Genomic DNA, 24,901 nt, shown 5'->3' with positions numbered 1-24,901 from the left:
AAGGAGGCTGCGAATATTTGCTTATAACATGTAGTAGAGTTTTTAGTAAAAATAATGGAAAATAAGTTATTATAAAAAATGTGGGAATTTTGTGTCAAATATAAAAAAAATAATATTTTAATTATAGATAATAAATAAGAAAGTAAAAGAAAAAACAAATAATTAAAGATAAAATATGATTAGATAAATTTATGATCAAAATATATGAAAACAATAATATTGATTATATTGTAAGATAATATAAATATATTATCTTTTTTGTTTATTAAGAAGATTCACACTTAGTAAAACAATAAAACTAAAAATTAAAAGTATGAGACTATAAATATGAGCTGTGATAAAATCTAAATTTTCCATACTTTCATATATAGCAATACTAGCCACTTTTGTTTCTCCGCTTAAAGAACCACCTATCATTAATACTATACCAAACTCACCCATAGTATGTGCAAAACTTATTACCAAAGCACTGAGTATAGCTGGTTTGATACTAGGTAAGATTACTTTTAAAAGTGTAATGAAAGAATTTTTTCCTAAAGAAAAACTAGCTTCTATAATATTTTTAGAAATCATAGACATTGCATTATATAAAGGATTAAACATAAAAGGTAAAGAATAAATACAACTTGCTATCACCAAACCTTCAAAGGTAAAAGCTAAGGTGATATTAAAGTGTTTTTCTAAAAATTCTCCAAAAAAAGAGTATTTTGAAAATAAAATCAATAAGTAAAAACCAACAACAGATGGTGGTAAAACCAAAGGTAAGGTTATTATAGTTTCTAGAATTTTTTTTGCTCTAAATTGCTTAAAAGTAAAAACCCAAGCAAGGGGTATGCAAAAACAAAACAAAATTATACAAGTAATAATAGAAAGTTTTATGGAAACTAAAAAAGGCATCCAATCTATACTTAATAATAATTGCGTCATTATAAAACTTTCTCAAGTCAAAAAAAGACTTGAGATTATTTTCCTAAATTTGGCTCCATTTCTATAATTTTCCAAGGAAGCCCTTGGGTATTTAACTCATCCATGAAAGGTTTGGCGTCAAATTCTTCCATGTTAAACACACCCTTTCCTTGCCAAATTCCTTTAGCAATTAGCTTTGTTCCTATCATTGCAGGAACTCCAGTAGTATAACTCACAGCTTGCGCTCCGGTTTCTTTAAAGCATTCTTCGTGATTGCAAACATTGTAAATATAAACTTGTCTATCTTTTCCATTCTTTACACCACGAATCACACAACCTATATTAGTATAACCTTTGGTGCGAGGGCCTAAACTAGCAGGATCAGGAAGTAAGGTTTTTAAAAATTCTATTGGTATTATTTCTTTACCTTGATGCATAATAGGTTTAATACCCAGCATACCAACATTTTCAAGACATTTCATATGAGTTAAATAACTTTGTCCAAAAGTCATAAAAAATCTTATTCTTTTTAAACCTTTGATATTTTTTACTAAGCTTTCAAGCTCTTCATGATAAAGCAAATAACTATCTTTTACCCCTACTTCAGGATAATCCCACTCCATTTTTATTTCCATAGGATCAGTTTCTATCCATTTGCCATTTTCCCAGTAACGACCTTTAGCAGAAACTTCTCTTAAGTTAATCTCAGGGTTAAAATTAGTTGCAAAGGCATAGCCATGATCACCTGCATTACAATCTAATATATCTATATAATGAATTTCATCAAACAAATTTTGCTGTGCATAAGCGCAAAATACATTAGTAACACCTGGATCAAATCCACTACCCAAAAGTCCTAAAATTCCTGCTTGTTTAAACTTATCATTTCTTGCCCATTGTTCTTTATATTCAAATTTAGCTAAATCAGGATGTTCATAGTTTGCAGTATCTACATAGTGGATATTAGTTTGAATGCACGCATCCATTAAAGTAAGATCTTGATAAGGTAAAGCTACATTTAATAAAATTTCAGCTCCTGTTTTTTTGATAAGTTCTACAACAGCAGCGGTGTCATCTGCGTCTATTTGCTCAGTTTGAATTTCTACACCTAAACGCTCTTTTATAAAAGTTGCTATTTCATCACATTTACTTTTAGTTCTACTTGCTAGAGTTATTTTGCTAAAAACATCACTATTCATTGCACATTTTACAGTCGCAACACGGCTTACACCACCTGCACCTATAATCAAAAGATTTTTCATTTATTTTCCTCAAATTTTTTAGAAAATTGTAACAAAAAAACTTTATAAAGCATTGAAATAAAAAAAACAAAAAATAATTTTTATAATGTTTTTTTAAAATAAAACAAGTAAAATGATAATTTTTTAAATTTTTTAAGGACACTTATGAATTTACAAAGTGTGGAACTTTCTTATCCTATTGTTATTACTTTTATCACCTATGCATTTTTAATGCTTTTTATAGGTTTTTATTTTTACAAAAAAAATCAAAACAGTAAAGATTATTTTGTTGGTAATGCCTCCATGGGGCCTGTAATATCTGCCTTAAGTGCAGGTGCTTCTGACATGAGTAGTTGGCTTTTAATGGCTTTTCCTGGTGCTTTATATGCAGCTGGTTTAGGACAAATTTATATAGCCATAGGCTTAAGTTTTGGTATGTTTTTAAACTGGACTTTTGTTGCTAAAAGATTAAAGATTTTTTCTCAAATAGCCAAAGAATGTATTACAATTCCTGATTTTTTCGAAAGTCGCTTTCATGATGATAAGCATATTTTAAGAAGCATTTGCGCAATAGTTATTTTAGTATTTTTTACTATTTACATTAGCGCTGGATTAGTAAGTGGTGCTAAACTTTTTGAAAGTGTATTTAATTTACCTTATATTTTTGCCTTAAGCATTGGATTTTTAGTTATTGTTTTATATACTTTTTTAGGTGGTTATAAAGCTGTATGTTGGACTGATATGATACAAGGACTTTTAATGATGAGTTCATTAATTATCATTCCTTTTGTGATGATTTTTGAACTTGGTGGCTTTGGCGAAGCCTTTTCTACTATAAATGATGTAAAGCCCCAAGCCTTTGGTTTAGATGGTGGTGGTTGGTTGGTCGTAGTATCAACCCTAGCATGGGGGCTTGGTTATTTTGGTCAACCTCATATTTTAATCCGCTTTATTTCTATAAAAAATATAAAAGAAATTCCTACTGCAACTTTTATAGGCATAACTTGGATGGTAATTTCTTTATTTGGTGCTGCTATGATAGGATTTTTAGGTATTGCTTATATAGCCAAATTTAATCTTACTTTAAATGACCCTGAAAGAATATTTATTGTAATGTCTCAAGTGCTTTTTAATCCTTGGGTGGCAGGAATTTTACTCAGTGCGATTTTAGCAGCTATAATGAGTACTGCGAGTTCTCAACTACTAGTGTGTGCTTCTAGCTTGGTGCAAGATTTTTATACACAAATCTTAAAAAGAAAAACAAACGATAAAAATATTACTTTATTATCACGTCTAGGTGTTTTAGCTGTTGCTTGCATAGCTTTTATACTTTCACTTGATACTCAAAGTCAAATTTTAAGTATAGTTTCTTATGCTTGGGCTGGTTTTGGCGCTAGTTTTGGAAGTGTTATTTTATTTTCTTTATTTTATAAAAATATGAGTAAAGAAGGTGCTATAGCTGGAATGGTTAGTGGGGCTTTAACTGTTATATTTTATAAACATTTTGGTTCAAATTTTATAGCAATTTATGAAATCATCCCCGGATTTTTAGTTGCGAGTTGTTTTATTGTGATTTTTAGTATAATTTTTAAAGCAAAAAAACATACAATAAAACACTATGAAAAAATGTTAAAAGAAATTTAAATGTTTAAATCTTTTTTTTATTCAAAAAAATGGGCATTGTGGGCTTATTTAGGTTTGTTTTTTTTGCTAGCTTCTTTACTCGCTCAAACTTCCATTAATGTTGCAATAAATGAATGGTATAAAGAATTTTATGATGTTTTACAAGATGCAAAAAATCACAGCATAGATGACTTTTATCATTTTATTAAACAGTTTTTATATTTAGCATTGCCTTATGTATTAATTGCTACTATCACACAATATTTTGGAAGTATTTATGCCTTTAAATGGCGCGAAGCTATGACTTTTGATTATATTAAATTTTGGCAAAAAAAAGATGACAATATAGAAGGTAGCTCACAGAGAATTCAAGAAGATATTTATAATTTTTCAAAAATCATAGAAAGCTTGGGGTTAGCTTTTGTCAAAGCAATTATGACCTTAATTGCTTTTGTGCCTATCTTATGGATGTTAAGCGCGCATGTTAATTTACCTATTTTAAAAGATATTAATGGTTCTTTGGTATGGATTGCATTTTTGGTTTCTTTAGGAGGTCTTGTTATATCATGGTTTGTAGGTATCAAATTACCTGGACTTGAATATAACAATCAAAAAGCCGAAGCCGCTTTTAGAAAAGAACTTGTTTTTGCTGAAGATGATAGAAAAAATTATGCAAGCGATGAAAGTATTTTAAGTTTATTTACTGGGCTTAAAATCAATTATAAAAGATTATTTTTACATTATGGGTATTTTAATATATGGCTTTATTTGTTTGAGCAAATCATGGTTATAGTGCCTTTTTTAATCATGGCTCCAAGCTTGTTTTTAGGACTTATACAACTTGGGATTATCATACAAGTTGGCAATGCTTTTGATCAAGTTAGATCTTCGTTTAGTATTTTTATTACCAACTGGACAACTATCACACAGTTGCGTAGCATTTATAAACGTTTAGATGAATTTGAAAAAAATATTGAATATAGAAAACATAAATTAATTTAAAATATATCATTATATTTTAAGCTAATTTTATAGTTTTGATTTGATATAATTTTGCAAAAATTTTATTAAAGGAGTTTTTTTGGACCCCAGTCAATCTTTAGACTTAAATCAAACATTACCCGCTGTTGCCTCGATTGATGTAGGCTATTCTACTTTTATGATTCTTGTTGCATTAGCTTTAGTGCTTTTAAATGGATTTTTTGTTTTATCTGAATTTGCTATTGTTAAAGTACGTAGATCAAAACTTGAAGAAATGGTAAAAGAAAAAAAACGTAATGCAAAAAAAGCTTTAGAGGTAACTTCAAAACTAGATACTTATTTAAGTGCTTGCCAACTTGGTATTACGCTAAGCTCTCTTGCTCTTGGTTGGATAGGTGAACCTGCTATTGCTAAAATTCTTGAAATTCCTTTGGCAAATTTAGGCTTAGCTCCGGCATTAATTCATACTATAGCATTTGTTATCGCTTTTGCTATTATCACATTGTTGCATGTTGTATTAGGTGAATTAGTTCCAAAAAGTGTTGCTATCGCTATTGCAGATAAAGCTGTTTTATGGGTTGCAAGACCATTGCATTTATTTTGGTTACTTTTCTTACCTTTTATCAAAACATTTGACTTTTTAGCTGCAATTTCTTTAAAAGTTATAGGTATTAAACCTGCTAAAGAACATGAATTAAGCCACTCTGAAGAAGAAATTAAATTTATTGCAAGTGAAAGCCAAAAAGGTGGAGTTTTAGATGAGTTTGAAACTGAAATCATACGCAATGCAGTTGATTTTTCAGATACAGTAGCAAAAGAAATCATGACACCTAGAAAAGATATGATATGTCTTAACAAACAAAAAAGCTATGAAGAAAATATGCAAATAGTTTGTCAGTATAAACACACACGCTTTCCATACATAGATGGTTCTAAAGATATCATTTTGGGTATGGTACACATTAGAGACATTATGCAAAATGAACTTAGCAAAGATAAGAAAAATTTAGATGATTTTCTAATCAAAATGATCTTAGTTCCGGAAAATATTAGTATATCTAAAGTTCTTTTCATGATGAATAAAGAACAAGTACACACAGCATTAGTAGTAGATGAATATGGTGGCACAGCCGGTCTTTTAACTATGGAAGATATTATGGAAGAAATCGTTGGAGATATTAACGATGAACATGATGATTCTAGTCCACATTTTAAAAAACTTGCAGAAAACATCTATGAATTTCAAGGAAGGTATGAAATTAGCGAAGTGGAAGAAATGCTTGATATACGCTTTAATGATGAACTAGAACAAGTCACTATAGGTGGGTATGTTTTCAATCTTTTAGGACGCTTACCAGTTGTTGGAGATAGAATAGAAGATGAATTCTGCTACTATGAAGTCAAAAAGATGGATGGAAATAGTATAGAACGCATTAAAGTTGTACGCAAAAATACTGATGAAGAAGAGTGATAAACTCTTCTTTTTACTCTCATACAGCCCTTAATCTATTCATTTTAACCTAAGGAAAATATATGCAATTACATGATGAAATTAATCAATTTATGCAAGAATGCAAAAGTATTATGATATCTTCTTTAAATTTAAACAATCAAACAATATGCTCATACGCACCTATTATAAAAATTAAAAATGACTTTTATATTTATATTAGTGAAATTGCTGAGCATTTTGAAGGAGTAAAATACAATAATAAAAACATAGAAATTATGTTTATAGAAGATGAAAAAGATTGCATGTCAATCTTTGCAAGAAAAAGACTTAAATTTAGAATAGAATGCATAGAAATAACAAGAGATAATCAACTCTTTGAGCAAGTATTAAATACTTATGAAAATGAAAACAATAAAGAAATAATCCGAGCCATTAAAAATATGAAAGATTTTCATTTATTTCAACTTATACTGAAAAATGGAAGATATGTTAAAGGTTTTGGAAAAGCATATGAAATTAATGAAGGAGTAATTAATTTAATTAATTCAAAAGGACATAAATAATTCAAGATGAGCAATAAGCTCATCTTGATAGATTAACCATTTCTTTTTTTGATAATTTCTTCAGAAACGTTTTTTGGAACTTCATCATAGTGATCAAATTCCATAGAATAAGTAGCACGACCTTGAGTTTGACTTCTAAGATCGGTTGAGTAACCAAACATCTCAGCCAAAGGACAAAATGCTGTAATAATTTTATTACCACCCCTTTCATCCATTGAATTTACTTGGCCACGACGTTTATTTAAATCACCAATAACATCACCCATGTATTCTTCTGGAGTTTCAACTTCAACTTTCATCATAGGTTCTAAGATTACAGCACCTGCTTTTCTAGCACCTTCTTTAAAGCCCATAGAAGCTGCAAGTTTAAATGCCATTTCAGAAGAATCCACTTCGTGATAGCTTCCATCATAAACAGTTACTTTAACATCTTCAACAGGGTATCCTGCTAAAACACCGTTTTGTAATGCTTCTTGAACACCTTTATCAACTGCTGGAATATACTCTTTTGGAATTACTCCACCTTTGATATCATTTACAAATTCATATCCACTACCTGGCTCAAGTGGCTCAAGTCTTAAGAATACATGACCATATTGTCCACGACCACCTGATTGTTTAGCGTATTTGTATTCTTGCTCAACTGTTTTTCTAATAGTTTCACGGTAAGCAACTTGAGGTTGACCTACTTCGGCTTCAACTTTAAATTCACGAAGCATTCTATCAACGATAATTTCTAAGTGAAGTTCACCCATACCCGAGATGATAGTTTGACCACTTTCTTCATCTGTAGAAACTCTAAAGCTTGGATCTTCTTGAGCTAATTTATTTAAAGCAATAGACATTTTTTCTTGATCTGCTTTTGTTTTAGGCTCAACAGCAACTGAAATAACAGGATCTGGGAAATCCATTCTCTCTAGAATAACCTTATCTTTTTCACTTGCTAAAGTATCACCGGTTAGTGTGTCTTTAAGACCAACAACCGCTCCAATTTCTCCTGCATATAAAGTTTTAATCTCTTCTCTTTTATTAGAGTGCATTTTCAAAAGACGACCGATTCTTTCTTTTTTATCTTTTGTTGAGTTGTATGCATAAGAACCGCTTTCTAAACTTCCTCTATACACACGAACGAAGGTTAATTGCCCAACAAAAGGGTCAGTCATAATTTTAAATGCAAGACCTGCAAATTCACCATCATCAGTTGATTTTACAGAAACTTCTGTGCCATCTTCGTATTCACCTTTGATATTAGCAACTTCATCAGGAGCTGGTAAATAAGCAACAACAGCATCAAGCAATGGTTGAACACCTTTGTTTTTAAAAGCCGTACCGCAAAGCATAGGAACCATAGAAAGACTTAAACATCCTGCTTTAATACCTGCTTTGATTTCTTCTTGAGTAAGCTCTTCACCGCCTAGGTATTTTTCCATTAACTCATCGCTTGTTTCAGAAACTGCTTCTATCATTTTTGTACGATATTCTTCAGCCTTTTCTTTAAGTTCAGCTGGAATTTCTTTTTCTACATAATCAGTTGGTTTATTTTCATCTTCCCATACCAAAGCCTTCATAGTGATAAGATCAATCACACCTTTGAAGTTATCTTCAGCACCGATTGGAATTTGAAGTGGAACTGGATTACCTTTTAAGCGATTTTTAATTTGTTCTTCAACATTAAAGAAATTTGCACCAATTCTATCCATTTTATTTACAAAAACAATTCTAGGAACACCGTATTTATTAGCTTGTCTCCAAACAGTTTCTGATTGTGGCTGAACTCCACCTACTGAGCAAAATACTGCAACAGCACCATCTAAAACACGCATTGATCTTTCAACTTCGATTGTAAAGTCAACGTGGCCTGGAGTGTCTATAAGGTTGATTTGGTGATTTTTCCAAAAACAAGTTGTAGCAGCAGAAGTAATTGTAATACCTCTTTCTTTTTCTTGCTCCATCCAGTCCATTGTAGCTGCACCATCGTGCACCTCACCAATTTTATGACTCATACCTGTAAAGAAAAGAATTCTTTCACTAGTAGTTGTTTTACCTGCATCAATATGAGCTGCGATACCTATATTTCTAACTCTTTTTAAAGGAGTACTTCTTGACATATTTTACTCCTCTTACCAGCGATAATGAGCAAATGCTTTATTAGCTTCTGCCATTTTATAAGTATCTTCTTTCTTCTTAAATGAAGCACCTTTACTATTAGCTGCATCTAGTAATTCAGCTGCTAATTTTTCAATCATAGTTCTTTCACTTCTTTTTCTAGCAAAAGAAATAATCCATCTTATAGCTAAAGCTTGTTGTCTAGCTGGGCGTACTTCTACTGGCACTTGATAAGTAGCACCACCAACACGACGAGATTTAACTTCTAATAAAGGCTTAATATTTTCAATAGCATCATTAAAAATTTCTATGCCTTTTTTCTCTCCACCTTTTTTATCGATAGCTTCTAAAGCACCATACATAATAGTAGTAGCTGTGCTTTTTTTACCATCATACATTAAAGAATTAATGAATTTTGTGATTACTTTGTTTCCATAAATCGGATCTGGCAAGACTTCTCTTACCGGAGCTTTTCTTCTTCTCATAATTTTCCTTCAAATTTATAATTTTACTCAAACAAAATCAAATCTAACGGATTTGTCTGCAATCTTATTACTTAGCTGCTGCTTTAGGGCGTTTTGCACCATATTTAGAACGAGAAACAGTTCTTTTTGCAACACCTGCAGTATCTAAGGCACCACGAACAATGTGATACTTAACACCTGGTAAGTCTTTTACCCTACCACCACGCACTAAAACAATGCTGTGTTCTTGTAGGTTATGACCTTCACCACCGATATAACTAATAACTTCAAAGCCACTTGTAAGTCTTACTTTGGCAACTTTTCTTAACGCTGAGTTTGGTTTTTTAGGAGTTGTTGTATAAACCCTAGTACAAACTCCCCTTCTTTGTGGGCAATTTTTAAGCGCTGGTGATTTAGATTTTTCTAAAACTTTTTTGCGCTCTTTTCTAACCAATTGATTTATGGTTGGCACAGTAATTCCTTTCATTAATAAAATAATAAACTTTGGATAATATCTAAATTTTACTTATAAAATTATAAACTATTAAGGTTTTCTTGGAGTTTTTCTAAAAACAAATGAATGCGATAAGCATCATTAGTGACATGATTAACATTAATACCAAAAGGAATGAGAAATTTTTTATTTTCTTTTATAATTTTTCCTCTTGTTGTAATAGGAAAGAAATATTAAAAGATTATCTATAAATTCCTTTAAAAACATACTTTTATTGTTTTTTATTAATTGTTTATTCTCTTCATATAAAGATAAAAAATAATTTATTTTTATAGAAAATCTAAAGAACAAAAAAGTCTTAGAGTCCTTATAACATAGTATAAGAAAGATGGATAGTATCATAATATATTAGTTGTTTATTTTAATCTAAACTAAATTTAAAATTATCAAAAGCATTTATACTTTTACTAATAGTATGAATAAAACAAGGATAGAATTTATAAATTATTGTTTTTAACAAAATAGCAAAAAGAATTAATATTTAATTTAACTCAAGCAAACAAGAAATATTTTGAGTATAAAAATTAAAATGTCCTTTTCTTTTATATTGTTCTAAATCAATTATTTTAAACATAAATACTTTAAAAAAAAATCCTAGCAAAATTGCTAGGATTAAAAAATTAATTTTGTTGCTTAAGCTTTAAATTTTGATCCCCATAAAGACCTGTTCCAACAGGAATCATACGACCTAAGATGACATTTTCTTTTAGATCTTCAAGGTAATCAAATTTACCTGCAATACTTGCTTCTGTTAAAACTTTTGTTGTTTCTTGGAATGAAGCAGCCGAAATCACACTATCACTTCCAATAGCTGCTCTTGTAACCCCAAGCAATACAGGCTCAGCCACAGCAGGTTCACCACCATATCTTAAAATTCTTTCATTTTCTTCTCTGAATTTTCTTCTTGAAACCAAATCACCTACAATAAAGTTTGTATGACCACTATCAACAATTTTTACTTGTCTTAGCATTTGTGATACAATAATTTCAATATGCTTATCAGAAATCACAACACCTTGACCACGATAAACTTGCTGAATTTCAGAAATAAGATAATAATGCAATGCTTTTTCACCTAAAATTCTAAGCACATCATGACTTGAAATAACCCCATCAGTTAATTTCTCACCTGCATGAATAAATTCACCATCTCTTACCTGAATGCGTTTTGATTTATCAATCAAATACTCCGCACTACTTCCATCTTCTGCTTGGATGATAATTCTTTCTTTTGATCTTAAAGGTTTATCAAATCTAACAACCCCGTCAATCTCAGCCACAACAGCAGTGTTTTTCGGCTTTCTTGCTTCAAACAATTCAGATACCCTTGGAAGACCTCCAGTAATATCTTTTGACTTAGCTGCTGCCTTTGGAGTTTTAGCTAAGATATCAGCTTGTTTAACCTTATCGCCATCATTTACATAAATAACAGTTTTTGGTTCAAGTTGATAACGTACTACTTTATCATTTTTACCTATGATTAACAATGCAGGACGCACCCCACTTGGTAAATACTCATTAATTACAAGTGATCTTTTGCCAGTTGCCTCATCAATTTGCTCATCAGCACTATAACCTGACTCAATATCTTCAAAATTAATTGTACCTGCAACTTCTGCAATTACAGTATTATTATACGCATCCCATTCAGCAATGATAGTTTTATCTTCTTTGCTTGATTTTGCTATGATGGTTTTAGGATTATCTACAAAAGCACTATCGTCAAATTCAATCACAGATTCTCTTGGTATATAATGTCTTTTTGCTTCTCTATCATTTTCATCAGCAATAACAACAAAAACACCTTTTTCTTTAACCACATCGCCTTTTTTGAGATTTCTAATTCTATCTAAACCATCCCCTTTAAGCATATAAAACTTCAAAGTACCTTTTGCACCAGCTATAATATCTTGAGTGATAGGATCTCCATCTTTTACTAGCAATTCACTCGCATAAGGGATACGATTTGGTATATTCCAACCTTCTTTGATTACTTCTACAATACTTTCATTTTCAGCTACTTCATCACCATCACTATATGGAATATATAATTTACCTTCGATATTACCACTTACACCTGCAAGCTCATTAGCTTTAGCTAAGTCATATTTTCTTAATATAAATTTAGCTTCATTATTTTTTGCTTTAACGCTAACAACCACATCTTCATACGCATGTTCAATATGGATAGTTCCCTTAAATGGAGCTTTTATTTTTGGCTCAACAAGTAAAATAGCAGCATTACGGTGATTAGCCACTATAGTTTTACCTTGTCTATCTTCATAGGTATTAAGATTATAAAATCTTACAAAACCTTCTTTGTGTGCCACTACTTGGCGATCTTGTAAATCTGTACTAGCAGTACCACCACTGTGGAAAGTTCTTAGTGTAAGCTGCGTTCCTGGCTCGCCGATTGATTGAGCAGATATAATACCTACAGCCTCACCTGGCTTAACTAATTTGCCCTCACCTAGGTTAATACCATAGCATTTAGAACATACACCTTTTTTAGCTTTACAAGTAATAGGAGTTCTAATACTTACACTCTTTACGCCACTTTCAACAATAATTCTAGCCTTTTCCTCATCTACTAAAGTACCTTCTGAGAATAAAATTTCATTAGTAATAGAATCAATAATATTCTCAGCTAAAACTCTTCCTAAAATTCTTTCTTCTAAGGTTTCAATTACAACACCATCTGCAGTGATTTCATTAATCTCAACACCCTCATGTGCACCGCAATCTTCCATTGTAACTTTTACATTTTGCGCAACATCAATAAGCTTTCTTGTCAAATAACCTGCATTTGCTGTTTTTAACGCTGTATCTGCAAGACCTTTTCTAGCACCGTGAGTTGAAATGAAATATTCAAGAACGTTTAGTCCTTCACGGAAGTTTGAAATAATCGGTGTTTCAATAATAGAACCATCAGGTTTAGCCATAAGACCCCTCATCGCAGCAAGCTGTGAAATTTGAGCTGCTGAACCCCTAGCACCAGAATCTGCCATCATATAAATAGAGTTAAACCCTTCTTTGTCTTTTTTAATTAACTCCATCATATCTTTTGATAAGACATTATTAGTACTTTTCCAAATATCAATAATCTTATTATATCTTTCGCCTGAAGTAATCAAACCTAAATTATATGAATTTTGAATTTCTCTTACTTGTTTTTTAGCTTCTTCTATACTTTTTTGCTTTTGATCAGGCACAATAATATCAGCAATTGAAATAGAAATACCCGCTTTTGTTGCATATTCAAAACCAAGATCTTTTAGTTTATCTAAAAAGCTAGCACTTACTTCAAGGCCACCTTCTTTATATACATAATCAACCAAAGCCGCAATATCTTTTTTCTTCATGACTTTATTCCACATATTTTCAGGAACAAAATCAGGTAAGATAGACTTAATAATCAATCTACCTGCAGTTGTTGTGATTTTTCTACCATCAACCACACTTCTAATACTTGCATGAATATCTAAAGATTTTGCTTCTAGGGCAATCATAACCTCTTCAATACCTGTACAAATTTTATGCTCACCTTTAGCACCATCTTTTTCTAAAGATAGATAATAAATCCCCAAAACCATATCTTGAGAAGGCACAGTCACAGAACGACCACTTGCTGGAAGCAAGATATTCATAGATGAGAGCATTAATACTTTACATTCAGCTATTGCTTCTTGAGATAAAGGCACATGCACAGCCATTTGGTCCCCATCAAAGTCAGCATTAAACGCTGCACATACTAATGGATGAAGTTGAATTGCTTTACCCTCTACAAGCACAGGATGGAAAGCTTGGATGGAAAGCTTATGCAAGGTTGGAGCACGGTTAAGCATTACAGGATGACCTTTAACAACCTCTTCTAAACACTCCCAAACTTCGTTGGTTTTATTTTCTATCATTTTTTTAGCTTGTTTTACAGTGGTAGCATAACCTTTTTCTTCAAGCTTAGCTAATAAATGTGGCTTAAATAATTCTAAAGCCATTTTTTTAGGTAAACCACATTGATCCATTCTAAGTTTTGGCCCAACAACAATAACGCTACGACCTGAAAAATCCACCCTTTTACCAAGTAGATTTTGTCTAAAACGACCTTGTTTACCTTTGATAATTTCACTTAAAGATTTTAATGGACGTTTATTTGCACCTTTAACCGCATTTGCTCTTCTACCATTATCAAATAAAGCATCAACTGCTTCTTGTAGCATTCTTTTTTCATTTCTAATGATAATTTCAGGCGCATCAAGCTCCATAAGTCTTTTTAAACGCGTATTTCTATTGATAACTCTTCTGTATAAATCATTCACATCAGAAACTGCAAATTTTCCACCATCTAAAGCAACCAAAGGTCTTAAATCAGGTGGTAATACAGGTAAATTTGTAATCATCATCCACTCAGGACGATTAGGTACAACTTCATCAATATTTGTATTGCTATTTAAATTACTATTTAGGAAATTTTCTACCACTTTTAAGCGTTTAATGATAGTTTTTTTCTTTGCTTCTGAATTAGTTGCTGCAATATCTTCTTTTAATTTATTTAAAAGCTCAACAAGATCTAAATTTGCTAGTAAATCTCTAACAACTTCGCCACCCATTCTAGCCCTAAATCCACTACTTTCATAGCGTTGCATTAAATTTAAATACTGCTCTTCATTCAATACATCGCAAAATTCAACTTTTTTAGTATTTTCATTATCATAGTATGCATCACCTGGATTTTCTACTATATATGCTTCATAATACAATACACGCTCTAAATCTTTCATCTTTACACCAAGCAAAGTACCGATACGACTTGGTAATGAATTTACATACCAAATATGAGCTACTGGTGTAACTAATTCAATATGCCCCATTCTTGAACGACGTACTTTAGAACTAGTAACTTCAACACCACATTTTTCACACTTAATGCCTTTAAAGCGCATTTTTTTATACTTACCACAAAGACATTCATAATCTCTTACTGGTCCAAAAATTTTAGCACAAAAAAGCCCGTCTCTTTCAGGCTTTAAAGTTCTATAATTAATCGTTTCTGGTTTTTTTACTTCCCCATAAGACCATGATTTGATTTTTTCAGGACTTGCAAGTCTTAATTGAAAAGCTTCAAAGTCTCTAGGTCTGCCATCTTCTTTTATTTCGATAGGTTTAAATTTACTCATTATTCTCATCCTTATCAAAAATCTCAACATCTAAAGCAAGAGATTTTAATTCATTTGTAAGTACAAAGAATGTTTCTGGAATACCTGTTGCTGGAACATTCTCACCTTTTGTTAAAGCTTTATAAGCACTAAATCTACCTTCAACATCATCAGATTTTATGGTTAACATTTCTCTTAAAGTATGAGCTGCTCCATAAGCTTCAAGAGCCCAAACCTCCATCTCACCAAATCTTTGTCCACCAAATAACGCTTTACCACCAACTGGTTGTTGTGTTACAAGACTATAAGGTCCGGTGCTTCTTGCGTGAACTTTTTCATCTACTAAGTGGTGTAGTTTAAGCATATACATACACCCAACATGCACACGCTCTGCCATTTTTTCACCAGTTCTTCCATCATAAAGTTCACTTTTTCCATCCATAGCTATTTTAGCCATTTCAAAAAGCTTACCAAATTCTTCAACCGTTACACCCTCAAATACAGGAGTAGCAAATTTTACTCCTTTAGCCCAATCTCTAGCATAAGAAATAAGTTGCTCATCATTTAAAGTTTGCACAAATTTCTTTTCTAGCTCAAGTCTAGATACACTACAAATTTCAAGAATTTTTTCGCGTAATTCTTTTACAAAATCTTTTTGTTTTCTATCAAAAATTTCTTGAATTTGATCACCTAGTCTCATACCAACAATTCCCAAGTGACTTTCAAGAATTTGTCCTATATTCATACGGCTTGGAACCCCTAGAGGATTTAAAGCTATATCAATAGGTCTTCCATCAGGTAAATATGGCATATCAACTTCTGGAACGATATTAGATACAATACCTTTATTTCCATGGCGCCCTGCCATTTTATCTCCAACTTTTAACTTTCTCTTGGTTGCAATATAAACTTTAACAAGTTTTACTACTCCACTTGGTAAAATATCATCTTTTTCTAAAATTTCTAATTTTTCATCATGCTCAGATTTAAGTTTTTTCTTCTCATTTTGGAAGTGATTTTTTAAATCATCATATTCTTTTTGCACTTCTTTAGAATAAGCTTTAACTAAAGAATTTAATGCAAAACGATTAATTTTTTCTAGTTCTGTAATTTCTATTTTAGAACCTTTTTTATACTTAACACCATTTATTTCTTCATCTGAATTTAAAGGCGACTTAGAAAGCAAAGAACAAACTCTTAAAGTTTCTTCTCTATCCATCATTAAAAGTCTATCATGGTGTTCTTTTTCAAGGTTTAATTTTTCATCATCATAAGCTTTTATAGCACGTGCATCTTTTTCATAACCTTTTTTAGTAAAGATTTTTACATCTACAACAACACCTTCTAATGAAGCAGTTGCATATAAAGATTTATTTACAACATGTCCTGCTTTTTCACCAAAAATGGCTCTTAATAATCTTTCTTCAGGTGTAGGTTTTACCTCTCCCTTAGGTGAAACCTTACCTACCAAAATCATACCAGGTTTGATATGAGTTCCTATTTTAGCAATACCACTCTCATCAAGATGTGCCAGATCCTCTTCTTTTACATTTGGAATATCTTTTGTAATTTCTTCTACGCCATCTTTAAGTTCTCTAGCCTCTACTTCTTTTTCATAAATATGAACACTAGTAAAAGTATCTTCGCGTAAAATTTTCTCACTAATTACAATAGCATCTTCATAGTTATATCCATGCCATGGCATAAATGCGATTAAGGCATTTTTACCAATAGCAAGTTCACCTTGATCCATACTTGGACCATCTGCAATAATTTGACCTGCTTGAACAAATTCGCCTTTTTTCACAATCGGATGTTGGGTAAAAGTTGTATTTTGGTTAGTTCTTAAATTTTTTTCCATTTTATAATGATCAATAAATGGTCCATTTTCGTCTTCACCCAAAATGAAAATATTTTTATTATCAACTTTTTCTACAATCCCCGCTCTTTTAGCTTTAATAGCTTCCCAAGCATCGCGTGCAATGATTTTTTCCATACCAGTACCCACCATAGGTGCTTGTGCAGTTAGCAAAGGCACTGCTTGACGTTGCATGTTTGAACCCATCAAAGCTCTGTTTGCATCATCATGCTCTAAGAATGGGATTAAAGATGCCGCAACCCCTACTATCATACCTGAACAAAGGTCAATCAAATGCACTTCTTCTCTTCTTGCTAAGATAGTTTCACCATCTTGCCTTGCTTCAACAAATTCTTCAACAATATTGCCTTTTTCATCAATTTTAGTTGAAGCCGCTGCAATCACTAAACCTTCTTCTTGAGTAGCGGTTAAATAAATAATTTCATTGCTTACTTTACCATTTTCTACTTTCTTATAAGGTGCTTCAACAAAACCCAAATCATTTACTTTAGCATAAGTTGAAAGTGTATTAATCAAACCGATATTTTGACCTTCTGGAGTTTCAACAGGACAAATTCTTCCATAATGCGTTGCATGGACATCACGCACTTCAAAACCTGCTCTTTCTTTTACTAAACCACCCTCACCAAGTGCAGATAAACGACGCTTGTGAGTTACTTCACTCAATGGGTTTGTTTGATCCATAAATTGAGATAATTGACCACCGGTAAAAAATTCCATAATTGTTACAGTAATTGTTTTAGGATTGATCAAATCATAAGGCATTACTTTATCAATATCTGCATTTAAAGCCGTAAATTTATCTCTAATAGATTTTTGCATTTTAGCAAGACCTACATGAAGTTCATTCGCTAAAAGCTCTCCAATTGATCTAATACGGCGATTACCTAAATGGTCTCTATCATCAATATGCCCTCTACCATTTTTTACTTTAATTAAATATTTTGCAGTTTTTACTATGTCTTCATTAGTTAAAACTGTAACATATTCAGGTGTGTCTAAACCTAATTTATGGTTCATTTTCATACGACCAACTTTTGTTAGGTCATATCTTTCAGGATTGAAAAATAAATCATTCACAAAAGCTTTTGCAGCATCTTTTACTACAGGCTCACCTGGTCTCATCACTTTATAAATTCTAATAGCTGCTAAATCATTTTCATCTTCTATATTTTCTGTTTGTTTTAATAATTTTAAAGTTTCATTATCTTGAATAAAAGAATTAATAATAGCAGCATCTACTCCATTAGCTAAGTCGTTTGCAATATCAAACTGTTTTTCTTCTTTAATTTTTGCTAGTTTTCCCTCATCTAATAGTGTTAAAGAATCATATAAAACCTCACCGGTTTCTTTATTAATGATAGGATTAGCTAAATATCTATTTGTTAAAATTTCAACTGGATATTCAACCCATTTAACACCATCTTTTACAAGCTGTTCTGCCTTTTTCTTTGTCATTCTTTTACCAGCTTGATGAATTACATTGCCTTTTTCATCTTTTAAGTCATATTCAACTCTATCTAAAAAGTCATTTGGATTAAATTCGGTTAAGAATTTATCTTTTTTTACATGAATAGTTTGTATAGGGTAGAATAATTTTATAATATCTTGTTTTTTATAACCAAGCGCTCTAAATAAAATTGTAATAGGAACTTTTCTTCTTTTATTGATACGTACATAAAGTACATCTTTAGCATCATATTCAAAATAAAGCCAAGAACCACGATCTGGTATAATTTGAGCTGTATATACTAATTTATTTGCAACAGTAGAACTTTCTTCTTCTTTGAAGATAACACCTGGACTTCTATGAAGCTGATTAACTACAACCCTTTCTACTCCGTTGATAATAAAAGAAATTCTATCTGTCATTAAAGGAATTTCTCTAATATAAATTTCTTGTTCTTTAATATCTTTTATACCAATTTTCTCACCCGTTTTTTCATCTTTTTCATGTAAAGTTAAACGGATTTTCATTTTTAAATTTACAGAATAAGTCAAGCCTCTTTCCATACACTCTCTAATGGTATATTTAGGCTTACCTACTTCACTACTTACATATTCTAAACTTAATCTATTTTGCGGATCATGGATTGGAAAGATAGATTTAAATACTTTTTCAATTCCGCTTTCTGAATTTTTTGCATCTAAATTTAAAAAATAATCAAAACTCTTTTTTTGTAATTGTAATAAATTTGGAATGTCTATTTGTTGTGGAACATTCGAGAAGTCTATTCTTAAACGATTTCCTGATTGTGAATTTAACATATTATTATACCCCATGGTAAAAGTATTGAAAGAAAGAATCCTTAATTAAAGGAAAACAAGAAAGGATATATAATCCTTTCTTTTAAAAAACAAAAAATTATTTAAGCTCAACCTTAGCGCCAGCTTCTTCAAGTTGCTTTTTAGCTTCTTCAGCTTCAGCTTTGCTAACACCTTCTTTAAGAACTGATGGAGTTTGCTCAACTGCGTCTTTTGCTTCTTTTAATCCAAGACCAGTTAATGCACGAACAACTTTAATTACGTTGATTTTTTTATCACCACCATCTTGTAATACAATATCAAATTCAGTTTTTTCCTCAGCAGCACCGCCAGCAGCACCTGCAACAGCAGCACCTGCAACCATAACTGGAGCAGCAGAAACACCAAATTTTTCTTCAAATTCTTTTACTAATTCTGAAAGCTCAAGAACACTTAGGTTAGAAATAAATTCTAATACATCTTCTTTAGTAATTGCCATTTTTTATCCTTTTTATAATTTTATTCAGCTTCTTTTTTTTCTTTTAATGCATTTAATCCAATTGTGAAATTGGTGATTGGTGCATTCCAAACTTGCAAAAGCATAGCAAGTAATTCATTGCGAGAAGGCATTTTAGCTAAAGCTTTAACTTTATCTACAGAAGCAACTTCGCCTTCGATAAATGCAGTTTTGATCTCAAATGCTTGATTAGCTTCGCTAAATTTATCAGCAACTTTTGAAACATTTAATTGGTCTTCACCCCAAAGATAAATATTAGTATCTTTAAGTTCCATTCCATCTTTGCCGGCATTTTTAAGAGCAATACTTGCTAAAGTATTTTTAATAATTTGAACTTTAACATCCATTTCTCTCGCATTATTTCTTAACTCTTCAAGTTTTTTAGTGTTTAAACCCTTATAGTTACAAACTACAACAGCTTCACTAGCTTTAAAACCTTCTTCAAGTTTAGAAACAAGTTCAACTTTTTGGCTTTTAGTCATCTTTACTCCTTTCCGACCGGTGATTTCAAGCAGAGCAGAAAATCTAATTAAGTCCTAGGACCTCGGCTATCTCCAATCTAAGATAAAAATTAGATAAAATAAAAGTTATTATCTTATCTAATTTTTATTAATGAGAGTAAAACTCTCATTAATTTTATTTTGTATCAAGTAATTCTTGAGTATCAAGAGAAAGAGAAGGACTCATAGTTAAAGAAAGACTAGCATTTTTAATATATCTTCCTTTTGCAGCAGCTGGTTTGTGTTTATTAATAGCTTTTACAAATGCTGTCATATTTTCTTTTAATTGCTCTTGAGTAAAGCTAACTTTACCTAAACCTGCATGGATATTTCCTTGTTTATCAACACGAAAGTTAACTTGACCATTTTTAGCATTATTCACAGCTTGTGCAACATCCATTGTCACAGTACCTGTTTTAGGATTTGGCATCAAACCTTTAGGTCCTAAAATACGACCTACTTTACCAACTAAACCCATCAAATTTGGAGTAGCAATTAAAACATCAAAATTCATATTTCCTTTTTGAATTTCTTCTACTAAATCATCACTACCAACTATATCAGCACCTGCATTTTTTGCCTCATCAGCTTTTGCATCTTTTGCTATAACAGCAACACGCACTTTTTTACCTGTACCACAAGGTAAAACTACACTACCTCTTACCATTTGATCTGCATGTCTTGGATCAACATTTAATTTTAAAGCAATTTCAACTGTTTCATCAAATTTAGCAGAAGCAAGAGTTTTAACTGTGCTTATTGCTTCATCCATTAAGTAATTTTTATTTAAATCAATTTTTTTTAATAATTCTGTAAATCTTTTAGTATTTTTAGACATTAATTTTTCTCCGCATTTTATATAAAGTGCTACCGCCTTTTTAAACTCTTGGCGGTAAAGAGTATTAATCTACGATTTCAACACCCATAGAACGAGCAGAACCCATAATAATCTTAGCAGCTTGTTCTCTATCTTTTGTGTTCATATCAGCTATTTTTTTATCAACAATTTCTAAAACTTGTGCTTTAGTTAATTTACCTACTTTGTTTTTTAAAGGATTATCCGCACCTTTAGAAATACCTGCAGCTTTTTTGATTAAATCTGTAGCTGGTGGTTGTTTTGTGATAAATGTAAAGCTTTTATCTGCATAAACAGTAATAACAACTGGAATATTAAAACCAGCCATATCTTTTGTTCTTTCATTAAATGCTTTACAAAATTCCATAATATTAACACCTTGTTGACCCAAAGCAGGACCAACTGGAGGTGATGGATTAGCCTTAGTAGCAGCTATTTGTAATTTTATTTCTCCTACGACTTTTTTAGCCATAACCTTTCTCCTTTACTTGCTATATTATCAAACTATTTTTTCAACTTGAGAGTATAAGATCTCTACTGGAGTTGATCTACCAAATATTGAAACATTTAGCTTTAAAACTCCTCTAACCATATCATATTCTTCTACAATACCTACAAAGTTTGCAAAAGGACCTTCGGTTATTCTTACACTTTCTTCTTTATCAAATGAAATTTTAGGTTTAGGTGCTGCTTTATTTTTCACCTTTTCTAAAATAAGATTGATATCTTTTTCACTCAATGGGGTTGGTTTTTTACTTTCCCCTATAAAACGACCAACTTTTGGCAAAGATTGAATTTTATGCCAAAGTTCTGTTGATAAGTCAATATTGGCAAATACATAGCCTGAATATAAACTTCTTTCGCTTATTTTTTCTTTACCATTTTTAAATTCGATCACATCTTCAGTTGGAACAATCACTTCTAGCAATTGCTCTTGAATTCCATGATCTCTAACTAAATTTTCTATGGCTCTTTTTACAGCCATTTCACTACCTGCATAAGTTTGAATTGCATACCATTTATGATTCATTATTTTATCCTATAATCTTAGATAATGAAAATGACATAATCAAGTCAACTAATGCTAAAAATAATGAAACAACAGTAACAACTACAAAAACTGTAATATAAGCATTTCTAACTTGCTCTTTTAAAGGCCAAATAACTTTTGATAATTCGGCTTTTGACAATTTAAAATAAGTTATTAGTTTTTCCATATTTTACCTTATTTTGTGGCAGGGCAAGAGGGATTCGAACCCCCAACCATCGGATTTGGAATCCGGCGCTCTACCGTTGGAGCTATTGCCCTAAGGGCTTTTATATAAAAGCCTTAACTTTTTAATTTAACTTCTTTATGAACTGTATGTTTTTTTAATCTTGGGCAATATTTTTTTAATTCTAATTTTTCAGTTGTATTTTTACTATTTTTAAAAGTACTATAATTAATATCACCGCACTCTTCACATTTCAAGCCAACTTTAATTCTCATTTTTATTCCTTAAAAAGCGAGATAAAATCTCGCTTATGATTATTTAATAATTTTAGATACAACACCTGAACCAACAGTACGGCCACCTTCACGGATAGCAAAACGAGTACCTTCTTCAAGTGCAACTGGTGCAATAAGACTTACAGTAATTCTAACATTCTCACCTGGCATAACCATTTCAACGCCTTCTGCAAGTTGGATAGAACCAGTAACATCTGTTGTTCTTACATAGAACTGTGGTCTATAGTTATTAAAGAATGGAGTGTGACGACCACCTTCATCTTTATTTAAAATATAAACTTCTGCTTCAAAGTCAGTATGTGGAGTAATTGATTTTGGCTTAGCAAGAACCATACCACGAAGAACATCTTCTTTTTTAGTACCACGTAGAAGAACACCTACGTTATCACCTGCTTCACCTTGATCCATTTCTTTTCTAAACATTTCAACACCAGTTACTGTAGTGCTTTGTGTTTCTCTAATACCAACGATTTCAATAGTGTCACCAACTTTAACAACACCTTTTTCAATTCTACCAGTAACAACTGTACCACGACCTGAAATTGAGAATACGTCTTCAATTGGCATTAAGAAATCTTTATCTGTATCACGAGCTGGAGTTGGGATATACTCATCAACTGCTGCCATAAGATCTAGGATTTTTTTAGACCATTCACCATCTTGTCCAGCTTTTGCTTCTTCAAGAGCTTGTAAAGCAGAACCTGAAATAATTGGAGTGTCATCTCCTGGGAAGTCATAAGAACTTAATAATTCTCTAATTTCCATTTCAACTAGTTCTAATAATTCAGCATCATCAACCATATCAGCTTTGTTCATGAAAACAACGATATATGGTACACCTACTTGACGAGAAAGTAAGATGTGCTCTCTAGTTTGTGGCATTGGGCCATCTGCAGCAGAAACAACAAGAATAGCACCATCCATTTGAGCAGCACCAGTAATCATGTTTTTAACATAGTCAGCGTGACCTGGGCAGTCTACGTGAGCATAGTGACGATTTTCTGTTTCATACTCAATGTGAGAAGTTGCAATAGTAATACCACGCTCTTTTTCTTCAGGAGCATTGTCGATATTATCATAATCTTTAAGCTCAGCCAAACCTCTTCTTGAAAGAACAGCAGAGATAGCAGCTGTTAAAGTAGTTTTACCGTGGTCAACGTGACCAATAGTACCAATATTTACGTGAGGCTTATTACGTGAAAATTTTTCTTTAGCCATCTTTTTCCTCCATATAAAATTTACAAACAAATACTAATTTATGTTTTATAATCTTTTGAAATCAATGGAGCTCATAGCGGGACTTGAACCCGCGACCTCTCCCTTACCAAGGGAGTGCTCTACCTCTGAGCCATACGAGCGCTCAGAAAAATTAAAAACATAAATTATAAAATTTTGGAAATTGAAACTGCTAGAAATTCTGAATTTAAAAAACAGCTCCCAGTTTCACTCTACCAAAATTAGGTTGGAGCGGGAAACGGGACTCGAACCCGCGACCCTCAGCTTGGAAGGCTGATGCTCTAGCCAACTGAGCTACTCCCGCAAAGCAATGGTGGTGAGTCGTGGATTCGAACCACGGAAGGCGAAAGCCAGCAGATTTACAGTCTGCCCTCGTTGGCCACTTGAGTAACTCACCATGAATAAAAATGCTTTTTATTTCTGGTCAAACACTGCTATTAACAATGGAGCTGGTTAAGGGACTTGAACCCCCGACCTGCTGCTTACAAGGCAGCTGCTCTACCAACTGAGCTAAACCAGCAAAAAATAAAGTTGAATTATAATGTAATTTTAAATTAATGTCAAGTGTTTTGAATAATTTTGTATAATTTTTAAAAAATAAAGGATTGAATATGAAAATTTTATTTTCACCTAGCGAATGCAAAAATAAAACAAGCATGCAAACTTGTATAAATGAAAACTCTTTTGTTTTTATTAATTTATATAGTAAAAGATTGGAAGTGCTTGCAAAATATAAAAATCATATAAAACAATGCAATGAAGGAGAACTCGAAAAGTTTTTTGGTATAAAAGATAAAAATGAAATGCAAGAATTAATTCAAGATATTTTAACAAAAGATACAATTAAAGCTATCCAAAGATACAATGGAGTTGCTTTTGATTATTTAGACTATGAAAATTTAAGTGAGATTTCAAAAAAATACATAGATGAGAATGTTTTGATATTTTCTAATCTTTTTGGTCCTATTTTAGCAAAAGATTTAATACCTTATTATAAATTAAAACAAGGAGAGAAAATTAAGAATTTTAATATAGAAAAATTTTATAAAGATAATTTTTCTAATGAAGTTGATAAATTTTTAGAAAATGAATTGATAATTGATCTTAGAGCTAAATTTTATGAAAAATTTTATACCATTAAGCAACCCTTTATTA

22 protein-coding genes and 5 tRNA genes are annotated in these 24,901 nt (G+C 31.6%); 5 read left to right on the top strand and 22 right to left on the bottom strand.

Translation table 11 applies throughout. The annotated features are described in order from the left end of the window. Positions 1-249: 249 nt before the first annotated feature. The gene (gene modB / locus CAMP5060_RS07190) at positions 250-927 is read right to left on the bottom strand and encodes a molybdate ABC transporter permease subunit (RefSeq protein WP_087700304.1); all 678 of its coding nucleotides are present in this window, start codon (positions 925-927) and stop codon (positions 250-252) included. 35 nt (positions 928-962) lie between these two features. After that, positions 963-2,168: a saccharopine dehydrogenase family protein gene (locus CAMP5060_RS07185; RefSeq protein WP_214100633.1), complete on the bottom strand. Its 1,206-nt coding sequence runs from the start codon at positions 2,166-2,168 to the stop codon at positions 963-965. Between the two features lie 144 nt (positions 2,169-2,312). On the opposite strand from CAMP5060_RS07185, the gene putP reads away from it, so the two are divergent. The 4 genes from putP (at position 2,313) to CAMP5060_RS07165 (ending at position 6,767) form a co-directional block, all read left to right on the top strand. Next, on the top strand, positions 2,313-3,791 hold the full coding sequence (gene putP / locus CAMP5060_RS07180; protein WP_337218146.1) for a sodium/proline symporter PutP: 1,479 nt from the start codon (positions 2,313-2,315) through the stop codon (positions 3,789-3,791). Beyond that, the gene (locus CAMP5060_RS07175; RefSeq protein WP_039668130.1) at positions 3,792-4,772 is read left to right on the top strand and encodes a putative transporter; all 981 of its coding nucleotides are present in this window, start codon (positions 3,792-3,794) and stop codon (positions 4,770-4,772) included. It abuts the gene before it with no gap. 79 nt (positions 4,773-4,851) lie between these two features. Further along, positions 4,852-6,222 (top strand): hemolysin family protein, encoded by a 1,371-nt coding sequence (locus CAMP5060_RS07170; protein WP_337218145.1) that lies wholly within the window; start codon positions 4,852-4,854, stop codon positions 6,220-6,222. A gap of 62 nt (positions 6,223-6,284) precedes the next feature. Next, a complete protein-coding gene (locus tag CAMP5060_RS07165; RefSeq protein WP_214100629.1) occupies positions 6,285-6,767 on the top strand; it encodes a pyridoxamine 5'-phosphate oxidase family protein in 483 nt (160 codons plus the stop codon). A gap of 32 nt (positions 6,768-6,799) precedes the next feature. Here the strand turns inward: CAMP5060_RS07165 and fusA are convergent, their stop codons facing one another. The 20 genes from fusA to CAMP5060_RS07075 form a co-directional block, all read right to left on the bottom strand. Further along, positions 6,800-8,875, bottom strand: coding sequence for an elongation factor G (gene fusA / locus CAMP5060_RS07160; protein WP_039617755.1), 2,076 nt, complete (start codon positions 8,873-8,875; stop codon positions 6,800-6,802). Positions 8,876-8,887: 12 nt separating this feature from the next. Further along, positions 8,888-9,358 carry a 30S ribosomal protein S7 gene (gene rpsG, locus CAMP5060_RS07155; RefSeq protein ID WP_012661188.1) on the bottom strand — a complete coding sequence of 157 codons (471 nt, stop codon included), beginning with the start codon at positions 9,356-9,358 and terminating at the stop codon, positions 8,888-8,890. A gap of 67 nt (positions 9,359-9,425) precedes the next feature. Further along, positions 9,426-9,809: a 30S ribosomal protein S12 gene (gene rpsL / locus CAMP5060_RS07150; protein ID WP_012661187.1), complete on the bottom strand. Its 384-nt coding sequence runs from the start codon at positions 9,807-9,809 to the stop codon at positions 9,426-9,428. A 62-nt stretch (positions 9,810-9,871) separates the two neighbouring features. After that, positions 9,872-10,012: a hypothetical protein gene (locus CAMP5060_RS08350; RefSeq protein WP_141085245.1), complete on the bottom strand. Its 141-nt coding sequence runs from the start codon at positions 10,010-10,012 to the stop codon at positions 9,872-9,874. A gap of 200 nt (positions 10,013-10,212) precedes the next feature. After that, on the bottom strand, positions 10,213-10,311 hold the full coding sequence (locus CAMP5060_RS08345; RefSeq protein WP_412175586.1) for a CatA-like O-acetyltransferase: 99 nt from the start codon (positions 10,309-10,311) through the stop codon (positions 10,213-10,215). Between the two features lie 160 nt (positions 10,312-10,471). After that, the gene (gene rpoC / locus CAMP5060_RS07145; RefSeq protein WP_087700294.1) at positions 10,472-15,025 is read right to left on the bottom strand and encodes a DNA-directed RNA polymerase subunit beta'; all 4,554 of its coding nucleotides are present in this window, start codon (positions 15,023-15,025) and stop codon (positions 10,472-10,474) included. After that, positions 15,018-19,151 carry a DNA-directed RNA polymerase subunit beta gene (rpoB, locus tag CAMP5060_RS07140; RefSeq protein WP_337218147.1) on the bottom strand — a complete coding sequence of 1,378 codons (4,134 nt, stop codon included), beginning with the start codon at positions 19,149-19,151 and terminating at the stop codon, positions 15,018-15,020. Before rpoB ends, rpoC begins: the two co-directional genes overlap by 8 nt. Positions 19,152-19,248: 97 nt before the next feature. Then, a complete protein-coding gene (rplL, locus tag CAMP5060_RS07135; RefSeq protein WP_012661184.1) occupies positions 19,249-19,626 on the bottom strand; it encodes a 50S ribosomal protein L7/L12 in 378 nt (125 codons plus the stop codon). A 20-nt stretch (positions 19,627-19,646) separates the two neighbouring features. Next, positions 19,647-20,126 (bottom strand): 50S ribosomal protein L10, encoded by a 480-nt coding sequence (gene rplJ, locus CAMP5060_RS07130; protein ID WP_039617749.1) that lies wholly within the window; start codon positions 20,124-20,126, stop codon positions 19,647-19,649. A 154-nt stretch (positions 20,127-20,280) separates the two neighbouring features. Next, positions 20,281-20,982: a 50S ribosomal protein L1 gene (rplA, locus tag CAMP5060_RS07125; protein WP_337218144.1), complete on the bottom strand. Its 702-nt coding sequence runs from the start codon at positions 20,980-20,982 to the stop codon at positions 20,281-20,283. Positions 20,983-21,046: 64 nt separating this feature from the next. Further along, positions 21,047-21,472 (bottom strand): 50S ribosomal protein L11, encoded by a 426-nt coding sequence (gene rplK, locus CAMP5060_RS07120; RefSeq protein WP_012661181.1) that lies wholly within the window; start codon positions 21,470-21,472, stop codon positions 21,047-21,049. A 27-nt stretch (positions 21,473-21,499) separates the two neighbouring features. After that, positions 21,500-22,033 (bottom strand): transcription termination/antitermination protein NusG, encoded by a 534-nt coding sequence (nusG, locus tag CAMP5060_RS07115; protein WP_087684660.1) that lies wholly within the window; start codon positions 22,031-22,033, stop codon positions 21,500-21,502. Between the two features lies 1 nt (position 22,034). Beyond that, positions 22,035-22,217 carry a preprotein translocase subunit SecE gene (gene secE / locus CAMP5060_RS07110; RefSeq protein WP_039617745.1) on the bottom strand — a complete coding sequence of 61 codons (183 nt, stop codon included), beginning with the start codon at positions 22,215-22,217 and terminating at the stop codon, positions 22,035-22,037. Positions 22,218-22,233: 16 nt separating this feature from the next. Continuing rightward, positions 22,234-22,309 (bottom strand) — tRNA-Trp (locus tag CAMP5060_RS07105). A 21-nt stretch (positions 22,310-22,330) separates the two neighbouring features. Next, positions 22,331-22,489 carry a 50S ribosomal protein L33 gene (gene rpmG / locus CAMP5060_RS07100; RefSeq protein WP_039617743.1) on the bottom strand — a complete coding sequence of 53 codons (159 nt, stop codon included), beginning with the start codon at positions 22,487-22,489 and terminating at the stop codon, positions 22,331-22,333. Positions 22,490-22,528: 39 nt separating this feature from the next. After that, on the bottom strand, positions 22,529-23,728 hold the full coding sequence (gene tuf / locus CAMP5060_RS07095; RefSeq protein ID WP_039617742.1) for an elongation factor Tu: 1,200 nt from the start codon (positions 23,726-23,728) through the stop codon (positions 22,529-22,531). 65 nt (positions 23,729-23,793) lie between these two features. Next, positions 23,794-23,868, bottom strand: a tRNA-Thr gene (locus tag CAMP5060_RS07090). A gap of 105 nt (positions 23,869-23,973) precedes the next feature. Next, positions 23,974-24,050: transfer RNA gene (locus CAMP5060_RS07085), tRNA-Gly, on the bottom strand. A gap of 7 nt (positions 24,051-24,057) precedes the next feature. Next, positions 24,058-24,143: transfer RNA gene (locus CAMP5060_RS07080), tRNA-Tyr, on the bottom strand. A 47-nt stretch (positions 24,144-24,190) separates the two neighbouring features. Beyond that, positions 24,191-24,266, bottom strand: a tRNA-Thr gene (locus CAMP5060_RS07075). Positions 24,267-24,357: 91 nt separating this feature from the next. On the opposite strand from CAMP5060_RS07075, the gene yaaA reads away from it, so the two are divergent. Next, on the top strand, positions 24,358-24,901 hold a 544-nt coding region (gene yaaA / locus CAMP5060_RS07070), incomplete at its 3' end, for a peroxide stress protein YaaA (RefSeq protein WP_337218143.1).

It is taken from the genome of Campylobacter sp. 1569 (assembly GCF_024723675.1).
GTDB lineage: Bacteria > Campylobacterota > Campylobacteria > Campylobacterales > Campylobacteraceae > Campylobacter_D > Campylobacter_D jejuni_C.
Note: the sequence above shows the minus strand (reverse complement) of the source record. Positions and strands in the feature narration are given on the sequence as shown.

Coding starts and splice junctions, on each gene's coding strand:
- CAMP5060_RS07185 (WP_214100633.1), bottom strand. CDS start 2,168: ATGAAAAATCTTTTGATTATAGGTGCAGGTGGTGTAAGCCGTGTTGCG.
- tuf (WP_039617742.1), bottom strand. CDS start 23,728: ATGGCTAAAGAAAAATTTTCACGTAATAAGCCTCACGTAAATATTGGT.
- rpsG (WP_012661188.1), bottom strand. CDS start 9,358: ATGAGAAGAAGAAAAGCTCCGGTAAGAGAAGTCTTGCCAGATCCGATT.
- CAMP5060_RS07165 (WP_214100629.1), top strand. CDS start 6,285: ATGCAATTACATGATGAAATTAATCAATTTATGCAAGAATGCAAAAGT.
- putP (WP_337218146.1), top strand. CDS start 2,313: ATGAATTTACAAAGTGTGGAACTTTCTTATCCTATTGTTATTACTTTT.
- modB (WP_087700304.1), bottom strand. CDS start 927: ATGACGCAATTATTATTAAGTATAGATTGGATGCCTTTTTTAGTTTCC.
- rplJ (WP_039617749.1), bottom strand. CDS start 20,126: ATGACTAAAAGCCAAAAAGTTGAACTTGTTTCTAAACTTGAAGAAGGT.
- rplA (WP_337218144.1), bottom strand. CDS start 20,982: ATGTCTAAAAATACTAAAAGATTTACAGAATTATTAAAAAAAATTGAT.
- rplK (WP_012661181.1), bottom strand. CDS start 21,472: ATGGCTAAAAAAGTCGTAGGAGAAATAAAATTACAAATAGCTGCTACT.
- CAMP5060_RS07175 (WP_039668130.1), top strand. CDS start 3,792: ATGTTTAAATCTTTTTTTTATTCAAAAAAATGGGCATTGTGGGCTTAT.
- fusA (WP_039617755.1), bottom strand. CDS start 8,875: ATGTCAAGAAGTACTCCTTTAAAAAGAGTTAGAAATATAGGTATCGCA.
- rpoC (WP_087700294.1), bottom strand. CDS start 15,025: ATGAGTAAATTTAAACCTATCGAAATAAAAGAAGATGGCAGACCTAGA.
- rplL (WP_012661184.1), bottom strand. CDS start 19,626: ATGGCAATTACTAAAGAAGATGTATTAGAATTTATTTCTAACCTAAGT.
- rpoB (WP_337218147.1), bottom strand. CDS start 19,151: ATGTTAAATTCACAATCAGGAAATCGTTTAAGAATAGACTTCTCGAAT.
- rpmG (WP_039617743.1), bottom strand. CDS start 22,489: ATGAGAATTAAAGTTGGCTTGAAATGTGAAGAGTGCGGTGATATTAAT.
- secE (WP_039617745.1), bottom strand. CDS start 22,217: ATGGAAAAACTAATAACTTATTTTAAATTGTCAAAAGCCGAATTATCA.